This window comes from Pantoea rwandensis, assembly GCF_002095475.1.
Classification (GTDB): Bacteria; Pseudomonadota; Gammaproteobacteria; order Enterobacterales; family Enterobacteriaceae; genus Pantoea; species Pantoea rwandensis.
Map to the genome: position 1 here is coordinate 157,632 of NZ_MLFR01000002.1, position 19,405 is coordinate 177,036.

Consider the following 19,405-nt stretch of genomic DNA (forward strand, 5'->3'; position numbering starts at 1 on the left):
AAATGTCACAAATAAGAAAAAAAGCTGACGTCGTTATCGTCGGCTTAGGTTGGGCTGGCTCCGTGATGGCAGAAGAGCTGACGCGCGCAGGCCTTGAAGTCGTCGCAATTGAACGCGGCGCATGGCGTGATACTTCTACTGATTTCCCGGTAGCGGTCGATCCTGATGAGCTTCGCTGGCGTACACGCCGTAAAATTATGCAGCCTATGAGTGTGGAAACCACAACTTTCCGTAACCGTAGCGATCAAGAGGCAGCTCCAGTGCGTAACTGGTCCGCATTCCAGTTTGGCTGGAACGTCGGTGGCGCAGGGACACACTGGGCCGGGATGTCCTGGCGTTTCACCCCATGGGATTTTGAAATCGCCACACAGACCCGCGAACGCTACGGCGCCGCGAAAATGAAAGGTCTGCAACTGCAGGACTGGGGCGTGACCTATGATGAGATGGCCCCTTTTTACGATCGCTTCGAACGTATTGCCGGTACATCAGGCAAAGCCGGTAATCTGAACGGCCAGCCGCAGGCAGACGGGAATATCTTTGAAGGCTCGCGCAGTCGTGAATACCCGACGCCTCCGCTGAAAGATACCCACTGGATGCGCAAGTACCGTGAGACCACCCAGAAAATGGGTTATCACCCGTTCACGGTACCAGCTGGTAATATTTCTCAGGCCTACGTCAACCCTCTGGGTGTGACCATGGGACCTTGTACCTATTGCGGATTCTGTGATTTCCACGGTTGCGGTAACTTCTCCAAGTCCTCACCGCAGGCCTGTATTCTCCCGGCCCTGATGCGCCGCAAAAACTTCACGCTGTTGACCAACACGGAAGTGCTTCATGCCGTTAAGCATGAAGATGGCAAAACCGTAAAAGGTGTGAAGTTCATTTCAGAAGACGGCAAAGAAGGCTTCCAGCCGGCAGATATCGTATGTATCACCGCCTACCAGATGGACAACGTACGTCTGATGCTGCTGTCTGGCGTGGGTGAGCAATACGATCCACGCACCGGCCGCGGTACCATCGGCCGTAACTATAACTACCAGACCTGCTCCAGTGTTACCGGATTCTTTGATAACGAATACATGAACCCGTTTATCGGCGGGGGCGCCCTTGCCGTACAAATCGATGATTTTAACGGCGACAACTTCGACCACAGCCACCTGGACTTCATTGGGGGTGCCGGGATCATGGGCTTCTCAACCAATGGTCGTCCTATTCAGAACATGGATGGTCTGCGTCCAGGTACACCTCGCTGGGGTAGTGAATGGAAAGCGGGCTACGCGCGTGATTATCAGACCGCAGGCACTATCTTCTGTCAGGGTACCTCAATGCCTGTCCGAGAAGCATACCTGGATCTCGACCCGGTTTACAAAGATCGCCACGGCCAGCCGCTGATGCGTATGACGTTTGACTGGAACAAAAACGATGTACGCATGGCGAATTACGTTACCGACCGCGCGATCGACATCATGAAGGAAATTGGTGGTAAGCATCTTGTCATCGATAACCAGTCAGAGAAGAGCTGGAACCCCTACATGCAGCACAGCTCGCATACCATTGGTGGTGCCGTGATGGGTGCTGATCCGACGACATCTGCCCTTAACCCTTACCTTCAGAGTTGGGATGCACATAACCTCTTTGTCGTCGGCGCTTCAGCCTTCCCGAACAATGGTGGCTATAACCCAACCGTTACAGTAGGTGCGCTGGCGATCCGCGCTGCGCAGGCTATCTACCAAAAGTACATTAATAATCCGTCGCCGCTGGTAGGAGCATAATTGTGAGCATGAAAAAGAAACTTGTTTATGGCGCAGCTATCGTTCTAGTGCTGGCAGGTTTAGCTGGAAGTTATCGCTTGTGGGCCGTGCTCGAAAGTTCGCGTTCACAAGTGGCGGATAACAATGTCAAGCTGGCCGATTTCAAGAGTAATGATGCAGAAGCCATTAAGCGCGGTGAATACGTCATGCGACTGGCCGACTGTGCAGCCTGCCACAACGCCTCCTTTAACGGTGGGTATAAAATCGATACTCCCTTTGGCGCGCTGGAAACCTCAAATATCACGCCAGACCGTGAGACCGGCATCGGTAATATGACTGAGCGTGATTTTTTCACCGCCGTGCGTCAAGGGCGGGGTACGCATGGATTCCTTTATCCAGCGATGCCTTACACTGCTTATGCCAAAATGACAGATGCAGACATGCATGATCTCTGGGCCTATTTTTCGACTATCGCCCCAGTTAAACATGATGTCGATGAAAATGCGGGAATGCACTTCCCGTATAACATCCGTCTGGCCATGCTTGGCTGGAACGTGCTGTTCTTTGATAATTCTGGGTTTACAGCAGCCTCAGCTAATGATGCAGCATGGAACCGGGGTAAGTATCTCGTTGACGGCCCGGCACACTGCAGCGTATGCCATACCGCGCGCAATGCACTTGGGGGAGAAATCAGTAGCGCTTACCTTCAGGGCGGAAATCTGGGTGACTGGTACGCACCGGATATTACCCCAAATCCTCACGCGGGGATCGGTGACTGGAGTAATGACCAGATTGCAGATTATCTGAAGACCGGCTCAAACGGTACCAGCGTGGCTGCAGGTCCAATGGCAGAAGCCGTGGAGCACTCAACGCAGTACTTCAACAAGGACGATTTGCAGGCTATTGCAACATATCTGCGTGCTCTTCCAGCATCTTCGACGCCTGCTGAGCCGCCCTTCCACATGGATGCAGCTCGCGCAAAAGATGCCGCCCTGAGTTATGAGGTTAACTGCTCTGCCTGCCACGGTCTGCAGGGAGAAGGTATCACCGGTATGGTGCCGGCGTTTGCCGGGAACCGCGCAATGCAAAACGATCCTACGAATATGATCCACGCCATGCTAACGGGGGCACGCGCACCACACACTGAAGAGCGGCAGACTGCTGCGGGCATGCCATCATTCGCCTGGAAGATGAACGATCAGCAGATTACTGATGTTCTGAATTATGTGCGAAATAGCTGGGGTAATGAAGCCAGTGAGGTGAAGGTAGAAGACGTAGCTAAGATGCGTAAAGACACCGGTGCTAACGAGAAACTCAAAACACCGACAATGCAGTAAATAAACTGGCCCGGCTTTTACCGGGCCATTTTTTCCTCAAACCCGATTTAATGCCCGCGAAGCCAAAAGCAGCCTTAATTTCAAAATCTCATCTGCCATTCCCATTTCTTAGCCGACAAATAGTTTTGTGACAGATATCAAACTTACTGGTTTTGTATTCATAAGCATTAAATCATGGCCTTAATATTGCTTAATCGCTAATGAATATATTGAGAAACCGAAGTAAAAATAAAAAATTAACCTAATTTTCATTAAGTTAAACGCAAATATTGGCCGATTTATTTTCCTGAACTTTAACCGATCAACAGTGAACCACTTTGTCGGTAAAAGCAATATACCTGCTCTGCACCCGGGTGCAATATGTTGCCATTTTGTGATCCATTCCTGAAAGTTAAATAGTGACCTCTTTACATTAAACCCTGCATGTTCAACATTTGGGCTGAAGCAAAAATCAGCTGGACTTTTATTAAGCTTATTTGCACCCGGGTGCAAGGAAGCATCAGAAAGCGAAGCCTCAAATTAATCATCAGGAGTTGGCATGTTAAACGGTGAAAGAGTAATTCCCCGCCCACTGCGCTGGGGCATGATCGGTGGCGGCAGACTGAGCCAGGTTGGTTATAAACACCGCAGCGGCGCGTTGCGTGACAATACGGCTTATCAGCTGGTCTCTTCGGCATTCGACGTTGATGCCACGCGTGGCCGCGACTTCGGAGTGAACCTCGGGCTCGATCCAGACCGTTGCTATGATAACTATCAGCAGCTTCTCGAACGTGAAACCACTCGCGACGATGGTGTGGAAGTTGTCTCTGTGGCCACACCCAACGGTACCCACTATGAGATCACAAAAGCAGCGCTGACTGCAGGAATTCACGTCATTTGTGAAAAGCCACTGTTCTTCACCTCTGCTGAAGCACGGGAGATTAAAGAACTGGCAGAACAGAAAGGTCTTATTGTCGGCGTAACCTATGGTTTCTCGGGCCATCCTCTGCTGATGCAAATGCGCGCAATGATCGCCAACGGTGAGCTCGGTGACATCCGTATGGTCGACATGCAATATACTCACGGCTTCAGTGCAAACGACTCTGCCGATAAATTCAGCGATGCCCAGAAATGGCGCGTAGACCCGAAAATTGCCGGTCCGACATTTGTTCTGGGCGATATCTCCACCCACACCTTCTATATTTCGCAGCTGTTGATGCCGCAGCAAAAAATCTCTTCCCTGCTGTGCGATCGCCAGAGCTTCATTCCTTCACGTGCACCGCTTGAAGATAACGCAATGGTTCTTATCCGCTATGAAGGTGGCGCTGTAGGGCGCATGTGGGCTTCCTCAATTAATGCCGGTTCAATGGACAGCCAGAGCATTCGCGTGATTGGTTCACGCGCAAGCCTTGAGTGGACTGACTCTAATCCGGGCGAACTAAAGTACGAAGTTCAGGGCCAGCCAAATCAGACCATGCACCACGGTATGCCATACCTGCATGAAAGTGCGCTGGCAGATGAGCGTCTCGGCGCGCTTCACACCGAAGGGCTCGCTGAATCCTGGGCAAACATTTACCTGAAGTTTGCCATCGCCATTAGCGCTAAACAGCGTGGTGACAACGAAACGCTGAACAACCTTGTATATCCGGATATTAATGCCGGCATTGAGGGTGTTCGCTGGCTCGAGAACTGCGTGCGCTCGGCTGACAACGGCTCCACCTGGGTTAACTACGAATAAGGTTTTAATAATGAAACTCTCCTTCTGTACTGACAGTCTGGGCCATCTGCCTTTCGAAGAGATGCTTGATAAACTGGTTTCCATGGGCGTTTATGGCGTGGAAATGACTACCGGTGGCTGGTCATCAGCACCGCACCTGCGCACTGATGAACTGCTGACCGACGCCGGCAAGCGTAAAAAAATTCTGGATGCGCTGGCAGAACGTGGCATGTCAATTGCGGCACTGAACGTATCCGGTAACCCACTGGAACCGGGCGAGCTGGGTAAAAAACACCGCGCTGATACTGAGAAAACGCTGGAGTTAGCGGGCCACCTTGGCGTGAAAAAAATCGTTATGATGAGCGGGTTACCGCCTGCCGCTCCAGGTGACACGGTACCAAACTGGATCACCTACACCGTCAGCTGGCCGCCGACGCTGAAGAACTGTCTCGATTACCAGTGGAACGAAGTGGCCATCCCTTACTGGGAAAGTCTAGTAAAGCAGGCAAAAGAGTGCGGCGTTGAAAAATTCGCGCTGGAAAACTTCAGCTCGATGCTGGTATGGAACCCGGAAACGCTGTTCCGCCTGCGCGATGCGGTAGGACCGATGGTCGGCCTGAACCTTGACCCGAGCCACCTGATCTGGATGGGTGCCGACCCGATTGCCGCGGCGCGCGCTTTGGGCCCCGCCATTCACCATTGCCACGGTAAAGATGTTCGTCTTGAACGTGGTCTGGTTAACGTGAATGGCCTGCTGGAGACTAAGCCGGTTGAAGACGTTGCCAACCGTGCGTGGAACTACGTTGCTGTGGGCTGCGGTCAGGATCTCCAGTGGTGGAAAGAGTTCTTCTCTGTGGTTCGCATGATGGGCTACAACGACTGGGTTTCTCTGGAAATGGAAGACCTGACCATGTCCGTTGACGCCGGCGTGACCAGCTCTGTCAAGGCACTTCAGCAGACCATCAGTCAATAACACTCGCCTCAGAGGGAGCTCAAAACGTCACGGGCTCCCCCTTCTCATCTTTGCTTCATATACATAATTCAAAAACACAGTCTTCCGGATTCAAACTGGAGCCTGCAATGGAACAATATATTTCTAAGAATACTGCTTCCGGGCCGAACAGTAAGGGCGGAACTCGTCCGCTAGTCAAAGTTTGCCACCCTCGGCGGCCTGCTATTTGTCTATGACACCGGTGTCATTTCCGGCGCCCTGCTTTTCATGGGGCCAGAGTTCACTAGGGATGTTCGTTGAACGAATCAGATAATGAAAATGCCAGTCAGGTAATTAACCCACTGGCATTTTTTATTCAGGCTAGTTTTGGTTTCTGTGACAAATCAGATATGGAAGTGCTTGTCAGCCATGCTGACCGGCGCCGTGGGAACAGCCTCTTTCCCCTCTTCCGGTTCAATGTCAAATTTACGCAGAACAAGCCCCTGCACTTTTTCGAGTGATACGCCTGCAGTTTCCGGTAGATATCTGAAAGTGAAGAAGTACATACCCAGAGAGAAGACAGCAAACAGCAACAGTGGGAAACCACCGTGGAACATTTCCTGCAGCATTACGCTGCTGTTCATGATTGGGAACGTCGTACTGATGACGAAGTTGGCCAGAGACATTGCGCAAATGGAAAGACCAACACAGATTGAACGGATTTCTGTAGGGAAGATTTCACCCAGTACAGTCCACACGATCTGGCCCCAGGTAATGCCAAAGAACACCATATAAGCAAACAGGCCAATTACCGGCAGGATGCCTGGGAGATGATAGAAGAATGCCACGAAGGAGTAGGCCAGGAAAATTGCTGAAGTAATCGCCCCCAGAAGCAACAGCTTACGGCGGCCAACTTTATCAATCAGTGACATACCAATGATAACGCCGACCAGCTGGCACACTGACAGCCAGAAGGTTTGCAACAGTGCTGAGTCCGTGTCACTTGAAACATTTTTCAGCAGCGTTGGGCCAAAATACTGAATAACGTTGATACCACTCAGTTGGTTACCGATAGCCAGACCAATACCCACCACCAGCAGTGGAACCGTATAACGATTCAGACGGAACTGGCTTCTCTGCTTCAGAACCGCTGGGTCATGCGCGAACGAGTTTTTGATTTCCTGGAAAACGGTTTGCGCATGTTCGCGGTTCGAGATTTTGGTGAGTGTATCCAGTGCTTCCTTATGGCGGCCCTTTAGGACATTCCAGCGCGGCGACTCAGGAATAAATGCAATCAGTCCGATGAACAGTGCGCAGGGAACCAGTGCGGTCGCCAGTATCCAGCGCCAGCCAATGCCAATCATCACCTCAGGCAGCAGGGATTTGGTGATGAAGTAGTTTGTCAGCAAAACAACACACTGCCCGCCAACACAGCACACTGAGTAAAGTGCCGTTGTGCGCCCACGGAATTTAGAGGGTGAAAGCTCAGCGAGGTAAATAGGTGAGATAACTGCAGCCAGACCAATAGCCAACCCGCCAATCATGCGGAAGATAACAAAGGTTGTGAAGTTGTGCGCCAGAGCGGTGCCCACAACCGAAACGGTGAAGAGCAGAGCCGTTATAGCCAGTGATTTTTTACGTCCGAGGCGATCGCTTACCTTTGAGGCCACTAAACAGCCCACAAGGCTTCCGACCAGGATATTTGAAACAGCCCAGCCAGTTTCAGCCGGTCCAAGTTTGAAATATTCACTGAGGGGTTCAATAGCACCAGAAATAATGGAAGAGTCGTATCCCATCAGCAGTCCACCAAATGCAGCCACCGTACAGCAAAGCATTACGTACTTCATATTATAACTGTGTTGCCTGGTATTCATATAAACCCCCACCCCTTGGAATTTAATTTCATAACACACAAAGGGATCTTATTTTGTTGTTGATAGAGTGACATCAAAAATGATGATACATGAAATGATTTTTCTATCATCTTCAGAAGTGAACTATTTCTTCAAAGTGTGATTTCAGTTCAATAAAAATTTAAATTAATTTGAATATCCTTAAAATAACAATATAAATCATTAAGTTAAAATAAATCCCTTGCAAATAATCAGCCCCATTCAATGATAGCATTCTATCAAAAAACAAGATTGCAAAAAATAGGCGGGTATTTACCCACCTAAAATTACTTTCCGACCTTTATTATTATTACAGGGATTAAATTTAACCTAAGAATTTTAAAGGACGCAAAAAATAGCCGCCAAAACTTGAAATGGCGGCATTATCACTGCTTGCAAAGCCTTAAAAACCCTTAAGGCAGGACCAGAAGAAATAAAAATAAGACTGGCCTTTCTGAATTTATTTAACGCCATACTCATGCAGACTGTCGATACAGGACTTTGCAATATCCGCAAGGTCTAATTCCCAGTGATGTGGACTCAACAGCTCCGGACACCAGCCCCCTTTGTATCCAGTCTGCTGTACTGCCTCAAGCCAGGCAGGGATATCCACCTCGCCTTTATCCGGGGCATAATCGCGCTGGACCCACTCATCCCACTCTTCACCCGGGCGAGCAGCTCGGCCATCACAGAAATGAATGCCGTAAATCAGGTTCACATCCATGTTTGCAACTTCTTCAGGACGCGTATTGCCGCCGGCGTGCAGATGCCAGAAGTCTACAACCAGGCCGATGTTGTCACGTCCGCAGGCGGCTATCATGTCCAGACCCTGTTGTAAGGAGTTGAACGCCGTAAAGGCCACCACTTCAATCTGGAATTTGATCCCCAGTGGCTTACCAATATCAGCAATAGCACAGATGTTATCCCGCAAAATGGCGTTTCGTTCTTCTTCTGGAAGATGATCCAGTTCAGTCAGAGCCATGATTTGCACGACAGGGCAGTTCAGTTCAGCTGCCGCGCGGCAAATGCGCTGCGCCTCTTGCAGTAATGCTGCACGCTCTTCAGGCTGGTGGCGACCAATGCGCTTTAGAGCGTTGATACAGGTTATCTCTACCTTATTTTCAGCCATCAAATGTCTGAACTGCTCGTAGGTCCCCCCGTTTTCCAGATAACGGTAGAGGTGCTCCGGCAGAATTTCCAGGCCATCAAAACCGGCTTCACGTGCCAGGCGTAACTGCGTTACGGCGTTGCTGTACCAGACAGATACACCGTGCAAAGATAACTTCATGATCACTCCTTGGTCAGGCTTTCAGGTGAGAGCGCCTGATACGCAGTTCTCCCTGTTGCCATGCATTATCAATATTTACTCGTCCGTCTATAAGACGGTTAAGAGCCTCATTCACAAGTCTGTCAATGCGCTGACTGAACGTAGTCAATTGCCAGTTCAGCGCCTGCGCTTCATCGATATCGTCGAAGCCGGCAATCCCTAGATGCCATTCAGGTGCTAATTCCTGCCGAGCTGACATCGCGCCTAGGGCAAGTACATCGTTTTCACAGAACAGTGCTTCAATTCGCCTTTCTGTCGGAGTTGAGAGAAGGTAGTCGCTGATCGCGTTCCAGCCCATCTCTTTGTCATATCCTCCGGCGTTTAGTACTACATCCAACTGATGTCCTGCTTTGGCCAACCCAGCTTCAAACCCCTCTTTACGGAAGGTATGTGACGATGGCGTATCGGGTCCCACCATGTAACCAAAACGACTGTAGCCCTGCGCAACCATTAACTCGGAGATCTGCATTCCGGCACCCATGCCGTCTATTGCAACTACCTCTATATCCGCCGCATTGCTATACCTGCATACCTGCACCAAAGGAACACGGTAGAGGTCCTGCGACAGGCTGATAAGCTCAGCTGACAAAACCGTGCCAAGAAACAGGATCCCGTCTACCTGAAACTGATCTGCCTGTGCCATCACCGATGGATAATGAGCATCGGCGGAGATATTCAACATCATCGCCATGTAGCCCCTGCTTTGCAGTTGCCGTGATGCCTCATCAAGAAGCATTAGCGTATGAGGATTTTTCATCTCATCAATAACGACGCCAATAATGTGCGTTTTCTTCTTAGCCAGGCTCCTTGCCAGGAGATTAGGGCGATATCCCAGATCACGGGCGACACTCAGTACGCGTTCTCTGGCGCTGTCCGAGATTGACGCACCAGGCATAAAGGCTCTGGATACCGTCCACTTCGAAACACCAGCCAGGCGCGCCACATCACTGGCGGTCACCCTGCTCTCTTTTGATTTCATTTACTCATCCAGGTCAGATATTTTCTGATATTGAACGAGAAAACGTTCTGAAAAGAAACCTACACCCTCTCGACGGGTATATTTCATCTTCGAACAAGTGCGTGCGCTGAGTATGCCCCTCAATTGCACCCGGGTGCAATTTGTTTCATGCACCCGGGTGCTAGATTTATTTATTTTGTGATCGGAACAAAAATTTCGTAATAACACCCGTTGACTATTTACTTAGCGTGCCTGAGATTCAGTGTTAACAACTTGTTTCACGCTCGATAAATCATGTTACCAGCCGAGCATTCGCTCGAAATTGCACCCGGGTGCAATATTAAAAATAATCAACCTCCCTACAGGATGACAACATGAATAAAATCAAATGGCTGTTGGCAGTTGTATGTTTATGTAGCACGTTTTTTGTTCAGGCCAAGACCTATATGGTCGGTGTCGCGCTTGCTAACCTTGATCTTAACTTCGTATCCATTCTGCGAAGCCAGATGGAGAAGCAACTCAACGAGAAAGGAATGAAGAGCCAGTTCGCTGATGCCAAAGGAGATGTCTCTCTGCAAATCCAGCAGGTGGATGATTTCATCAACCAAGGGGTAAACGCTATTATTTTAAACCCGGTCGATACTCAGGGTGTCATGCCTATAATCAAAGCCGCGCAAAACGCTAACATCCCCCTCATTTTCGTTAACCGTAAGCCTGAAGTGAAGCTGACAGGAAAAATGTCTTATGTCGGGTCAGATTCAGCTCTGAGTGGGAAAATGGAAATCGAAGCGCTGGCTGAACGTATGAATAACAAAGGGAACATCGCGATCCTCATGGGTTCCCTTTCCACTGAAGAGGCCCGCCAGCGTACCAAAGCCGTAGAAGATTTCGTCAGTGCTCATCCAGGAATGAAGGTTATCCAAAAGCAAACGGCTAACTGGCAGCGTAACGAAGCCGTTGATAAAACCTTGTCCTGGCTCCAGGACGGTAATGACATCAATGCGATTGTCGCTAACAACGACGAAATGGCGATTGGTGCCATCATGGCCCTGGAGCAGCTGAACAAAAAAGGCGTGCTGGTTGCAGGTATTGACGGTACCCCAGACGGTCTGCAATTTATCAAAAACGGAAAAATGGCGGTGACCATTTTCCAGGACGCTAAAGGCCAGGCGATTGGCGCCGTCAACGTCGCCAGTGACATGCTTGAAGGTAAGAAAACTGAGACGTTTAACTGGATCCCCTACCAGACTGTGACCCAAGCCAACTACCAAGAGTTTAGCGAAAAGAATCAGAAATAATCTGTTGTTATCGGTGTGGGAAAGCGGTTACTGATGACATGCTGATGAAAGTTAACAGCGTTAAGAAACTGGCGTGTCATGACGCTCAAAGCGATGGCTTCTATAAGTGTAAGGTTGAACACCCTTTGTGGGTAAGCGTCAAACAACCGGTGAGCTGACCTTTATCAAGGGTGATGATGGCTGGCAGGTTGTACAGTAATCTTCACTTTCAGTATCCAATATAAAAACCGCCTAAAGGCGGTTTTTATATCGTTACCATTCGCTGAACTGAGAAAAGTGTGGTGATCACGGTCTGTTAACTACCCACGCCACCCAAGCCCTCTAATTTAAGCATCAGGCTTTCCTGCCACTCATTTAGAGTCATCAGGCTTAATTTTTTCATCCTCGATTTCAGGGATATAAACCTCGCTCACGGCGTGCTTCCAGAATCCGCTCACATGCTACAGCATATGCAGCCGTTCGCAGCGTCACGCCAAGCTCGAGTGATTTATTCCACACGGCCAACAGTGCCTGTTCCATAATGCGGTCAAGCCGCTCGTTGATTTCATCCTCACTCCAGAAGAAGCTGGAGAAATCCTGCACCCATTCAAAATAGCTGACCGTTACGCCACCCGCATTGCAGATCACATCCGGAACCACGGTAATGCCGCGTTCTTTCAAAATGTCATCAGCTGCAGGTAATGTTGGACCATTCGCCCCTTCCAGCACGAGTTTGCAGACTAGCTTGCGGGCGCGATCTGCTGTGATTTGTCCTTCCAGGGCAGCGGGCACCACAATATCGTATCCCTGCTCCCAGAAAGCCTCATGACTGACCGACATGGCACCGCGATAACCGCTAATGCTACCTGTTTGTTGTTGCCATTCTGTCAGCGCAGCAACGTCTATGCCGCTGGCGTTGTAAAGTGTCGCGCTGTGGTCCTGCACGGCCACGATCAGCGCACCGGCTTCACTGAAGAGTTCAGCCGCCACACTTCCCACATTGCCAAATCCCTGAACGGCGACGCGCGCATTCTCCAGCGGCAGGTTAATACGCTGCGCCATCGCCCTGCCCGTGACAAATACGCCACGGCCCGTTGCTTTAACGCGCCCAAGCGATCCGCCTAAATGAATCGGCTTGCCGGTGACCACACCGGTGCTGGTTGCGCCAACATTCATCGACCAGGTGTCCATCATCCACGCCATAACCTGTGGGTTGGTACCGACGTCCGGTGCAGGAATGTCCTGCTGCGGCCCGATGATGCTGCCAATTTCGCTGGTATAACGACGCGTCAGACGTTCCAGCTCTTTTCTGGACAACTCGCGTGGGTCAACACGCACACCGCCCTTGGCGCCACCAAACGGCAGATTGATTGCCGCGCACTTCACCGTCATCCACGCAGACAACGCCATCACTTCTTCCAGTGTCACATCGGGATGAAAGCGAACGCCGCCTTTCCCCGGCCCGCGCGACAGGTTGTGCTGTACGCGGTATCCCTCGAAATGCCTGACGCTGCCATCATCCATCTCCAAGGGGATATCAACGATCAGTGCCCGTTTTGGGTGACGTAAGGTATCCGCCCATTTAGACAGATCGCCGAGATAAGGCAGGACGCGCTCCACCTGAGCCAGGTACGTTGCCCAGGCTGAATTTTTATCTTCTGAAACATACGAAAGTGCACTCATTATGTCCCCTTAACACCTTCAGGCATCGCGGAATTCAGGACGCACGCAGCCCTCACAGTGATTGTGATATTGATTAGATTGAGAAAACAGGCCGCAGATTTGCGGCCCGGGTTAGCGTGTGCGGCTGGCCTCGATGGTAAAGTCATTGGCGGTCGCAAAACCGCGCAATCCCCCGACAAGCACCGCCATCAGTTGAGTTCCCACCTGCTTTTCCGTCAGGCCAACGGTATTCAGCAAATCGAAAATTTCTCGCGGATCGAAAAGGATATTCCAGAGAAAAATCGCCTTGTCGCCGATATCTGGCAGATCCATTTCGTCCATGGATTCACGCAGGGCAGGTCGAAGTGCATCAGCCTGCACCTGCAGATATTCAGCCCCTTCCCACAAACGCTCCAGATATCCTCGGCGGTTACGCATCGGAACCATGGCGGCGCCACGTTCACGGACCAGTTTTACCCAGTAGCGACTGACGCTTTCGAGCTTCTCCAGGCCACTGCAACGCTGCCCGATACTGTAGTCCAGCAGCAGTTGCCCCACTTCCTGACGATAGGCATTCAGCACTTCCTCTACCGACGTAAACTGACGATAGGCAGTCGCAACGGAAACGCCCGCTTCTGCGGCGATCTCCGTCAGGCTTATCGGGCTTTCTGAACGCTCAAACAGCCGGGCGCCCGCCTGAATGAGGTTTTTACGGTTTCTTTCGGTATCACTGCGCATCGGTTTTCCCGTCATAGTGGGTTTTGCTTCCTGTTACTTATTCATTACTTAAAACTTGCCAGCGCGCGTTTCAGGCGTCGGACACCCTCAGCTATGGCTTCACTGCCTGCAGCATACGAGAGGCGCAGATGACGTTCACCCGCCGCACCAAATTCGCTACCCGGACGCACCGCAATGCCCTGCTCGCGCAGCAGTGCCACCATATCAATCGCCGGGATCGGCAGCGAGTACGATGGGAAGCAATAGAACGCGCCTTCCGGCTCATTCAGCGACAGCTCCGGGATCGCGTACAACCCTTCCATCATTAACTGACGACGCTCGCGATAGACATCATACATACGTTTCACATCATCTTTGCACTGCGTGAGCGCAACCAGTGCTGCACGCTGGACCGCACTGTTCACCGATCCGTTAACGGTATTATGCACACGCGCCGCCGCAGTAATCATCTCAACGGGGCCGGCCAGATAACCAACACGCCAGCCCGTCATCGCATAGCTTTTGGAGAAGGTCTGGCAAAACAGCGTGCGTCCGGCAAAGGCAGGGACCTGCAGTACCGAAGTAAACGGACGATCGGTAAACACCAGATCGCTGTAGGCCTCGTCCGCAATCACCAGCGTGTTATGCCGGTTTACCAGCCGCCCCAGCGTTTCAATTTCTTCACGGCTGTGAACAATACCCGTTGGATTGCCCGGATTACAGAATACAAATAATTTCGCGCCTTCCAGTGCCTGATCAAGACTATCGAGATCCCAGTGCAGATCGCTACGGCACGGCATGGGCACACAAATCCCCCCCGCCATGTTAACCAGATCGGCATACAGCGAATAGGTCGGATCGGGGATCACCACGCGATCGCCGGGGTTAACGATGGAGAGGATGGCGGCCGCGAGACCCGCCGTTCCGCCGTGTGTGACCAGAATTTCACCGGCTTTGACTGGATTGCCGGTTTGTTCTGACACCTCTTCTGCCAGCGCCTGGCAAAGCGCCTTATCACCCAGCAATGGTGCATAGTGCGTGTAGCCCTGCTGTAACGCTTCCACGGCCGCCTGGACGATACGTGGTGGAGTATCAAAATCAGGCTCGCCCATTGCCAGCGAAATCATGTCGCTGCTGGAGGCAGGCTGCTGCACGCGCAGTGAGGTACGTTCGACTCGCAGAACAGCTTCCGCTGCTTTAAAAATGTTGGCAGACATAGTTCACCTTCTCCGGGTTCAGAGTTTTTGTTCGCGTTCGGCCTGGCATTCTGCCGGGGCATTTTTCCAGCGACTAATTTCCAGGTCACCAGAGACATCGCGCAGGAAAGTCGGCGCGACGATCAGTTCTTCAATGACCGTGCGCGGCGGCAGGCTGGCGCAGAGCAAAATCGCCTCAGCAACATCTTCCGGTTGCACCATATGGTCACGAATACTCTGTTGAGGCGGGTTAGCGCGGTTATCCATAATCGGGGTATTCACTTCGCCCGGCAGGATGCAGGTTGAACGGATCCCGTCGTTACGGAAGGTGTTGTGCAGATAGGTCATAAAGTTGCGCACCGCCGCTTTCGCCGCACCGTAGGCCGCGCCACCCAGCAGATTCGGACGCAGTGCTGCGAGCGAAGAAACCGTGATAATAGTGCCGTTCTTACGCGCCAGCATCGTTGGCAGCAGTGCCTGCGTCAGCAGGAACACCGCCTTCATGTTGACCTCCTGCACTTGGTCCCACTCAGCTTCGTCAATCCAGCGCGCATTCAGCGTTTTACTGGCGCTGCCTGCATTGTTAACCAGCACGTCAACCTCACCCAGTTCCGCAAGGGTCCATTGCACCAGCGCATTAACCTCTGACTTGCTGCCGATGTCAGCCGCGTAAGCCCAGGCTTCACCCCCGGCGGCACGTATTGAGGAAACGACATCATCAAGTACAGCTTTACGGCGTCCCACCAGCACCACGCGCGCGCCACGTTGCGCGAATCCTGAGGCGGCAGCCTGACCAATACCGCTTCCTGCGCCAGTGACAATCACCACTTTTCCCGTTAACTGATCCATGACTTATCCTCGTTTAAGTTGTGCAACGTCCACGCCGTAATCACACAGCGCACCGGCTTCGGTGATGTAACCTTCCTGCAGATCCCATAAAATCGCCTGCTTATCACGCTCGGCTACGGGCATTTTTCCGCCACCGCCTGGCATCTGAATGGTGACTTCATCGCCGGGAAGAACATCATGGCGCCCTACCGGTTTCGCCAGCGATTCACCGTTAATCGCCACGAAGTTCGGTGCACCCGGTGCGGCACCCAGCACGCCCTCTGCCGCGTGTTTCTGTCGTGAATAAAACATGCTGTGCGAAAGCGGATATTTGCTGGTATTTCGGATCACCATGCGCTGCGCGACACCGCCGCGATAGCGACCGGCACCGCCGGAATCCGGCACGATCGCCTTTTGCAGGAACAGCAACGGCGTGGCAGATTCAATCAGCTCGACTGGCGTGGAAGACATGTTGCCCGGGAAGCCGGTCACAATACCGTCGGCTGATGGACGCGCGCCTGTGCCACCGTTGACGCACAGGCTTTCAACAAACCTGCGGCCATCATCAAACTGTCCGGCGAACACGTCACAGGTGACCGGCGCACTGCCAGAGTGCCCCATTACCCGGTCCGGCATGATTTCCGACAGCGCTGTGAAGATGGCGGCGTGTGCCATATGTCCAACGCGGTTGCGCATCTCAACCGCGCAAGGAGGGCGCGCATTGGCTATTGAACCCTCTGGCGCCGTCACACGAATGGACTTGAAGCAGCCTTCGTTATTCGGCAGATGCGGTTCCAGCAGACATTTCAGCGGATAAACGCTGTAAGCGTAGGTAAAGGACATCGGGCAGTTGCTGCCAAACAGTGACTCCGCAGACGAACCGGCGTAGTCAATGGTGATGTTGCTGCCATCCACAATCACCGCCACGTTGAGATGGATATCACCTTCATAGTCACCAATATCCACCGCAGCTTCATAGCGACCATCCGGTACCGCTTCAATCGCTTTGCGCATCGCCGCTTCGGTCAGTGAGTGGATCTTTTCCGCCAGCGGCGTTACGGACTCCAGCTTCAGGTCATCCATCAGGCCGAGCAGCCCGTTGGCGCCTATCTGATTGGCAGCCAGCATGGCATGCAGATCTCCTTCAACCTGATCGGGTGAGCGAACGTTGGCGAGGAACAGATCCAGCAACTGCTGGTTCACCTTGCCCTCAATCATTAATTTGCTGGGCGGGATGAGGAACCCTTCTTCATACATATCGCGTGAAGAGCCCATGTTCAGCGAGCCGCCGATATCTGACATGTGCGCAGCGGCACCGGTAAAGGCTACCAGCTTGCCATCGCGGAATACGGGGGTCACCACGGTCACGTCATTCAGGTGACCCGTACCGAGCCACGGATCGTTGGTGATCAGACTGTCACCCGGCTTGAGCGTCTCTGCCGGAAACTTAGCCAGCAAATGGCGCACCGTTGCGGGCAGTGTGCCGATGAAGACAGGCACGCTGGTTTTGGGTTGCGCCAGCGAACTGCCGCTGGCATCCATCAGCAGGCAGGAGTAATCCCCCACCTCGCGGATAATGCTGGAGAACGCCATGTTGACCAGCGTCGCGGCAGCTTCTTCAGAAATACTCACCAGACGATCCCAGGTTATGCGTAGGCTAATCGGATCGTCGAGGAAACGCAGATTCTCAGGGGTTGCTATCGCCATCAGTTCAGCTCCATCAAAATATTGCCTTGCTCATCCAGCTGCGCTGATGCGCCCGGACCGACATAAATCGCGCACTCTTTTTCCTGCAACAGCGCCGGGCCGTGCACAGATTCACCGGTAACCAGCAAGCTGCGAGGGATCACGCGGCACGGGCTGTAACCCTGCTCACGCCCGAGGTAAACCTGCAGATTCTTCTCGCGAGCATCAGGCTCGACATGACGGATTTGATCGCTGGTATTCAGGTTTGGCGGCGTGGTCTGCACGCGTCCGCGCCAGTTCACGACTTCAACGCCCTGCCCAGGCAATGTGCGGCCGAAGCGGGCCAGGTGCGCGGCCTCAAAGGTATCCACCAGCGCCTGAACATCGCCCTCCGCGAGGAAAGATTCTGGCAGTGTCACCGTTAACTCTGAGCCCTGCCCGATATAGCGCACCCCTGCCAGCATTTGCTGAATAGCCGTTTTAGGATCGGCATTGGCGGCAGCCAGTGTGGTCATCGCCTCATCAAAACCTTCAGAGAAGACGGCACTGACGCGCTTAACATCTACACCAGGAAGCAGCCGACAGCGATCGGCACGCACAAAGTCAGCGCTCGGCGGAGCAGTCAGCAGACCGAACGCGGAGTAAACGCCCGCCCCGTTGGGGAAATAAACGCGTTTCACATCGAGTTGTTTGGCCAGCGACCAGGCATGGCTTGGACCTGCACCGCCGAAGGCCAGCATGGTCATCTGCGACGGGCTAACGTTTTTCTCAACAGAATGGGTGCGCAGCGCTTCTGACATCTTGCTGTTCGCCACTTCGTGAATGCCCCAGGCCGCGTCTTCGATGCTCAGGCCCAGCGGTTCAGCCACACGACGTACTGCTGCGCGGGCTGCCTCAACATCGAGGCGCATACGTCCGCCAAGGAAGGCATCCGGGTCCAGTAATCCCAGCACCAGGTTGGCATCGGTCACGGTGGGTTGTTCGCCACCGCGAGCATAGCAGGCCGGTCCCGGCCAGGCGCTGGCGCTCTCCGGACCAATCTCCAGCAGGCCGAGTGAATCGACGCGCGCGATACTGCCGCCGCCCGCCCCGATTTCGATCATATCCACCACCGGCAGCTTGACCGGCAGACCGCTGCCTTTCAGCAACCGGTCCGCACGCCCCACTTCGTAATCGGTAGTGATAGACGGCTCCCCGTTACGCACCACACAAGCCTTAGCCGTAGTGCCGCCCATATCAAAAGCCAGCACCTGATGTTCCGCGTTTTTACGTGCAAAGGCCGCTGTCGCGACGATACCGCCCGCTGGACCCGATTCGATGATACGGGTGGGATAATCAGCTGCCACCTGCGGCGCCATCAGCCCGCCATTGGACCCCATCACCAGCCAGTCACAGGTAAAGCCACCCTCACGCAGCTTGTCTTCCAGTCGTGCCATATAGCGGCGCGCTTTAGGCTGTACAAAGGCGTTCATCGCCGTCAGCACACCGCGATCATACTCACGGATTTCGCGTGAAACTTTATGCGATACCGAGATCGACACGCCCGGCAGTTCGCTGCTCAGGATGGTTTCAACCTGGTTTTCATGTTCAGGCCAGGCGTAAGCGTGCATACACAACACCGCGACCGCTTCGTAGCCTTTTTCGCGCAGTTCAGCGGCCAGACGAACCACCTCACTCTCATCCAGAGGGGTGATCACTTCGCCCCGCGCCGTGACACGCTCAGTGATTTCATAAGCCTGTGAGCGTGGCAGCAGAAGCTGCGCGGGCGCACCGTTCAGATCATAGATGTCATAGCGGTACTCACGGCCCAGCACCAGCACATCACGAAAGCCGCGCGTGACAACGAAAGCTGTTTTCGCCCCACGACGCTCCAGCAAGGCGTTGATCGCGAGCGTAGTGCCGTGCGTGATGGTATGGATATCACCCGCTTTCAGCCCTGCCATTTCAACTAGCTGCGTCAGACCTGTATAAGCCCCTTCTGAAGGGTCTTCGGGCGTGGTGAGCGTTTTATGGCGAATGGCCTCACCCGTCATATCATTCAACAACACCAGATCGGTAAAGGTGCCACCAATATCAAACCCTATCCGCCAGGGTGATGCGTTTTTCATAATGACCTCGAAATCCAGAGAGTTTGCTGTTCCGCCGGG

14 protein-coding genes and 1 pseudogene are annotated in these 19,405 nt (G+C 52.8%); 6 read left to right on the forward strand and 9 right to left on the reverse strand.

Annotated features, from left to right (window positions below):
• Nucleotides 1–2 precede the first annotated feature (2 nt).
• The 5 genes and pseudogenes from HA51_RS04480 to HA51_RS27295 all read left to right on the forward strand — a co-directional run.
• Nucleotides 3–1,772 (forward strand): GMC family oxidoreductase, encoded by a 1,770-nt coding sequence (locus HA51_RS04480; RefSeq protein WP_084932376.1) that lies wholly within the window; start codon nt 3–5, stop codon nt 1,770–1,772.
• A 2-nt stretch (nt 1,773–1,774) separates the two neighbouring features.
• Nucleotides 1,775–3,088, forward strand: a complete 1,314-nt coding sequence (locus HA51_RS04485; protein ID WP_084932378.1) for a cytochrome c — start codon at nt 1,775–1,777, stop codon at nt 3,086–3,088.
• Between the two features lie 538 nt (nt 3,089–3,626).
• The gene (locus tag HA51_RS04490) at nt 3,627–4,805 is read left to right on the forward strand and encodes a Gfo/Idh/MocA family protein (RefSeq protein WP_084932381.1); all 1,179 of its coding nucleotides are present in this window, start codon (nt 3,627–3,629) and stop codon (nt 4,803–4,805) included.
• Between the two features lie 10 nt (nt 4,806–4,815).
• The gene (locus HA51_RS04495) at nt 4,816–5,757 is read left to right on the forward strand and encodes a sugar phosphate isomerase/epimerase family protein (RefSeq protein WP_084932383.1); all 942 of its coding nucleotides are present in this window, start codon (nt 4,816–4,818) and stop codon (nt 5,755–5,757) included.
• A 107-nt stretch (nt 5,758–5,864) separates the two neighbouring features.
• Nucleotides 5,865–6,015, forward strand: a pseudogene (locus tag HA51_RS27295) (sugar porter family MFS transporter); the annotation flags it as partial.
• Between the two features lie 104 nt (nt 6,016–6,119).
• Here HA51_RS27295 and HA51_RS04500 read toward each other — a convergent pair.
• The 3 genes from HA51_RS04500 to HA51_RS04510 form a co-directional block, all read right to left on the reverse strand.
• A complete protein-coding gene (locus HA51_RS04500; RefSeq protein ID WP_084932386.1) occupies nt 6,120–7,589 on the reverse strand; it encodes a sugar porter family MFS transporter in 1,470 nt (489 codons plus the stop codon).
• 478 nt (nt 7,590–8,067) lie between these two features.
• On the reverse strand, nt 8,068–8,895 hold the full coding sequence (locus HA51_RS04505; RefSeq protein WP_084932388.1) for a sugar phosphate isomerase/epimerase family protein: 828 nt from the start codon (nt 8,893–8,895) through the stop codon (nt 8,068–8,070).
• 13 nt (nt 8,896–8,908) lie between these two features.
• Complete coding sequence (locus tag HA51_RS04510; protein WP_084932390.1) at nt 8,909–9,913, reverse strand: LacI family DNA-binding transcriptional regulator; 1,005 nt, start codon at nt 9,911–9,913, stop codon at nt 8,909–8,911.
• A gap of 353 nt (nt 9,914–10,266) precedes the next feature.
• Between HA51_RS04510 and HA51_RS04515 the strand changes: the two genes are divergently transcribed.
• Nucleotides 10,267–11,190 carry a substrate-binding domain-containing protein gene (locus HA51_RS04515; protein WP_084932392.1) on the forward strand — a complete coding sequence of 308 codons (924 nt, stop codon included), beginning with the start codon at nt 10,267–10,269 and terminating at the stop codon, nt 11,188–11,190.
• Between the two features lie 390 nt (nt 11,191–11,580).
• Here HA51_RS04515 and HA51_RS04520 read toward each other — a convergent pair whose 3' ends face one another.
• From HA51_RS04520 to HA51_RS04545, 6 genes are all read right to left on the reverse strand, one after another.
• On the reverse strand, nt 11,581–12,852 hold the full coding sequence (locus HA51_RS04520) for a Glu/Leu/Phe/Val family dehydrogenase (protein WP_084932394.1): 1,272 nt from the start codon (nt 12,850–12,852) through the stop codon (nt 11,581–11,583).
• A 111-nt stretch (nt 12,853–12,963) separates the two neighbouring features.
• Nucleotides 12,964–13,584 carry a TetR/AcrR family transcriptional regulator gene (locus tag HA51_RS04525; RefSeq protein ID WP_084932396.1) on the reverse strand — a complete coding sequence of 207 codons (621 nt, stop codon included), beginning with the start codon at nt 13,582–13,584 and terminating at the stop codon, nt 12,964–12,966.
• 29 nt (nt 13,585–13,613) lie between these two features.
• Nucleotides 13,614–14,765 carry a pyridoxal phosphate-dependent aminotransferase gene (locus HA51_RS04530; protein ID WP_084932398.1) on the reverse strand — a complete coding sequence of 384 codons (1,152 nt, stop codon included), beginning with the start codon at nt 14,763–14,765 and terminating at the stop codon, nt 13,614–13,616.
• An 18-nt stretch (nt 14,766–14,783) separates the two neighbouring features.
• Nucleotides 14,784–15,593: an SDR family oxidoreductase gene (locus HA51_RS04535; RefSeq protein WP_084932400.1), complete on the reverse strand. Its 810-nt coding sequence runs from the start codon at nt 15,591–15,593 to the stop codon at nt 14,784–14,786.
• Nucleotides 15,594–15,596: 3 nt separating this feature from the next.
• A complete protein-coding gene (locus HA51_RS04540; protein ID WP_084932402.1) occupies nt 15,597–17,279 on the reverse strand; it encodes a hydantoinase B/oxoprolinase family protein in 1,683 nt (560 codons plus the stop codon).
• Nucleotides 17,279–19,366 carry a hydantoinase/oxoprolinase family protein gene (locus tag HA51_RS04545; protein ID WP_084932403.1) on the reverse strand — a complete coding sequence of 696 codons (2,088 nt, stop codon included), beginning with the start codon at nt 19,364–19,366 and terminating at the stop codon, nt 17,279–17,281. Before HA51_RS04545 ends, HA51_RS04540 begins: the two co-directional genes overlap by 1 nt.
• Nucleotides 19,367–19,405: the final 39 nt, after the last annotated feature.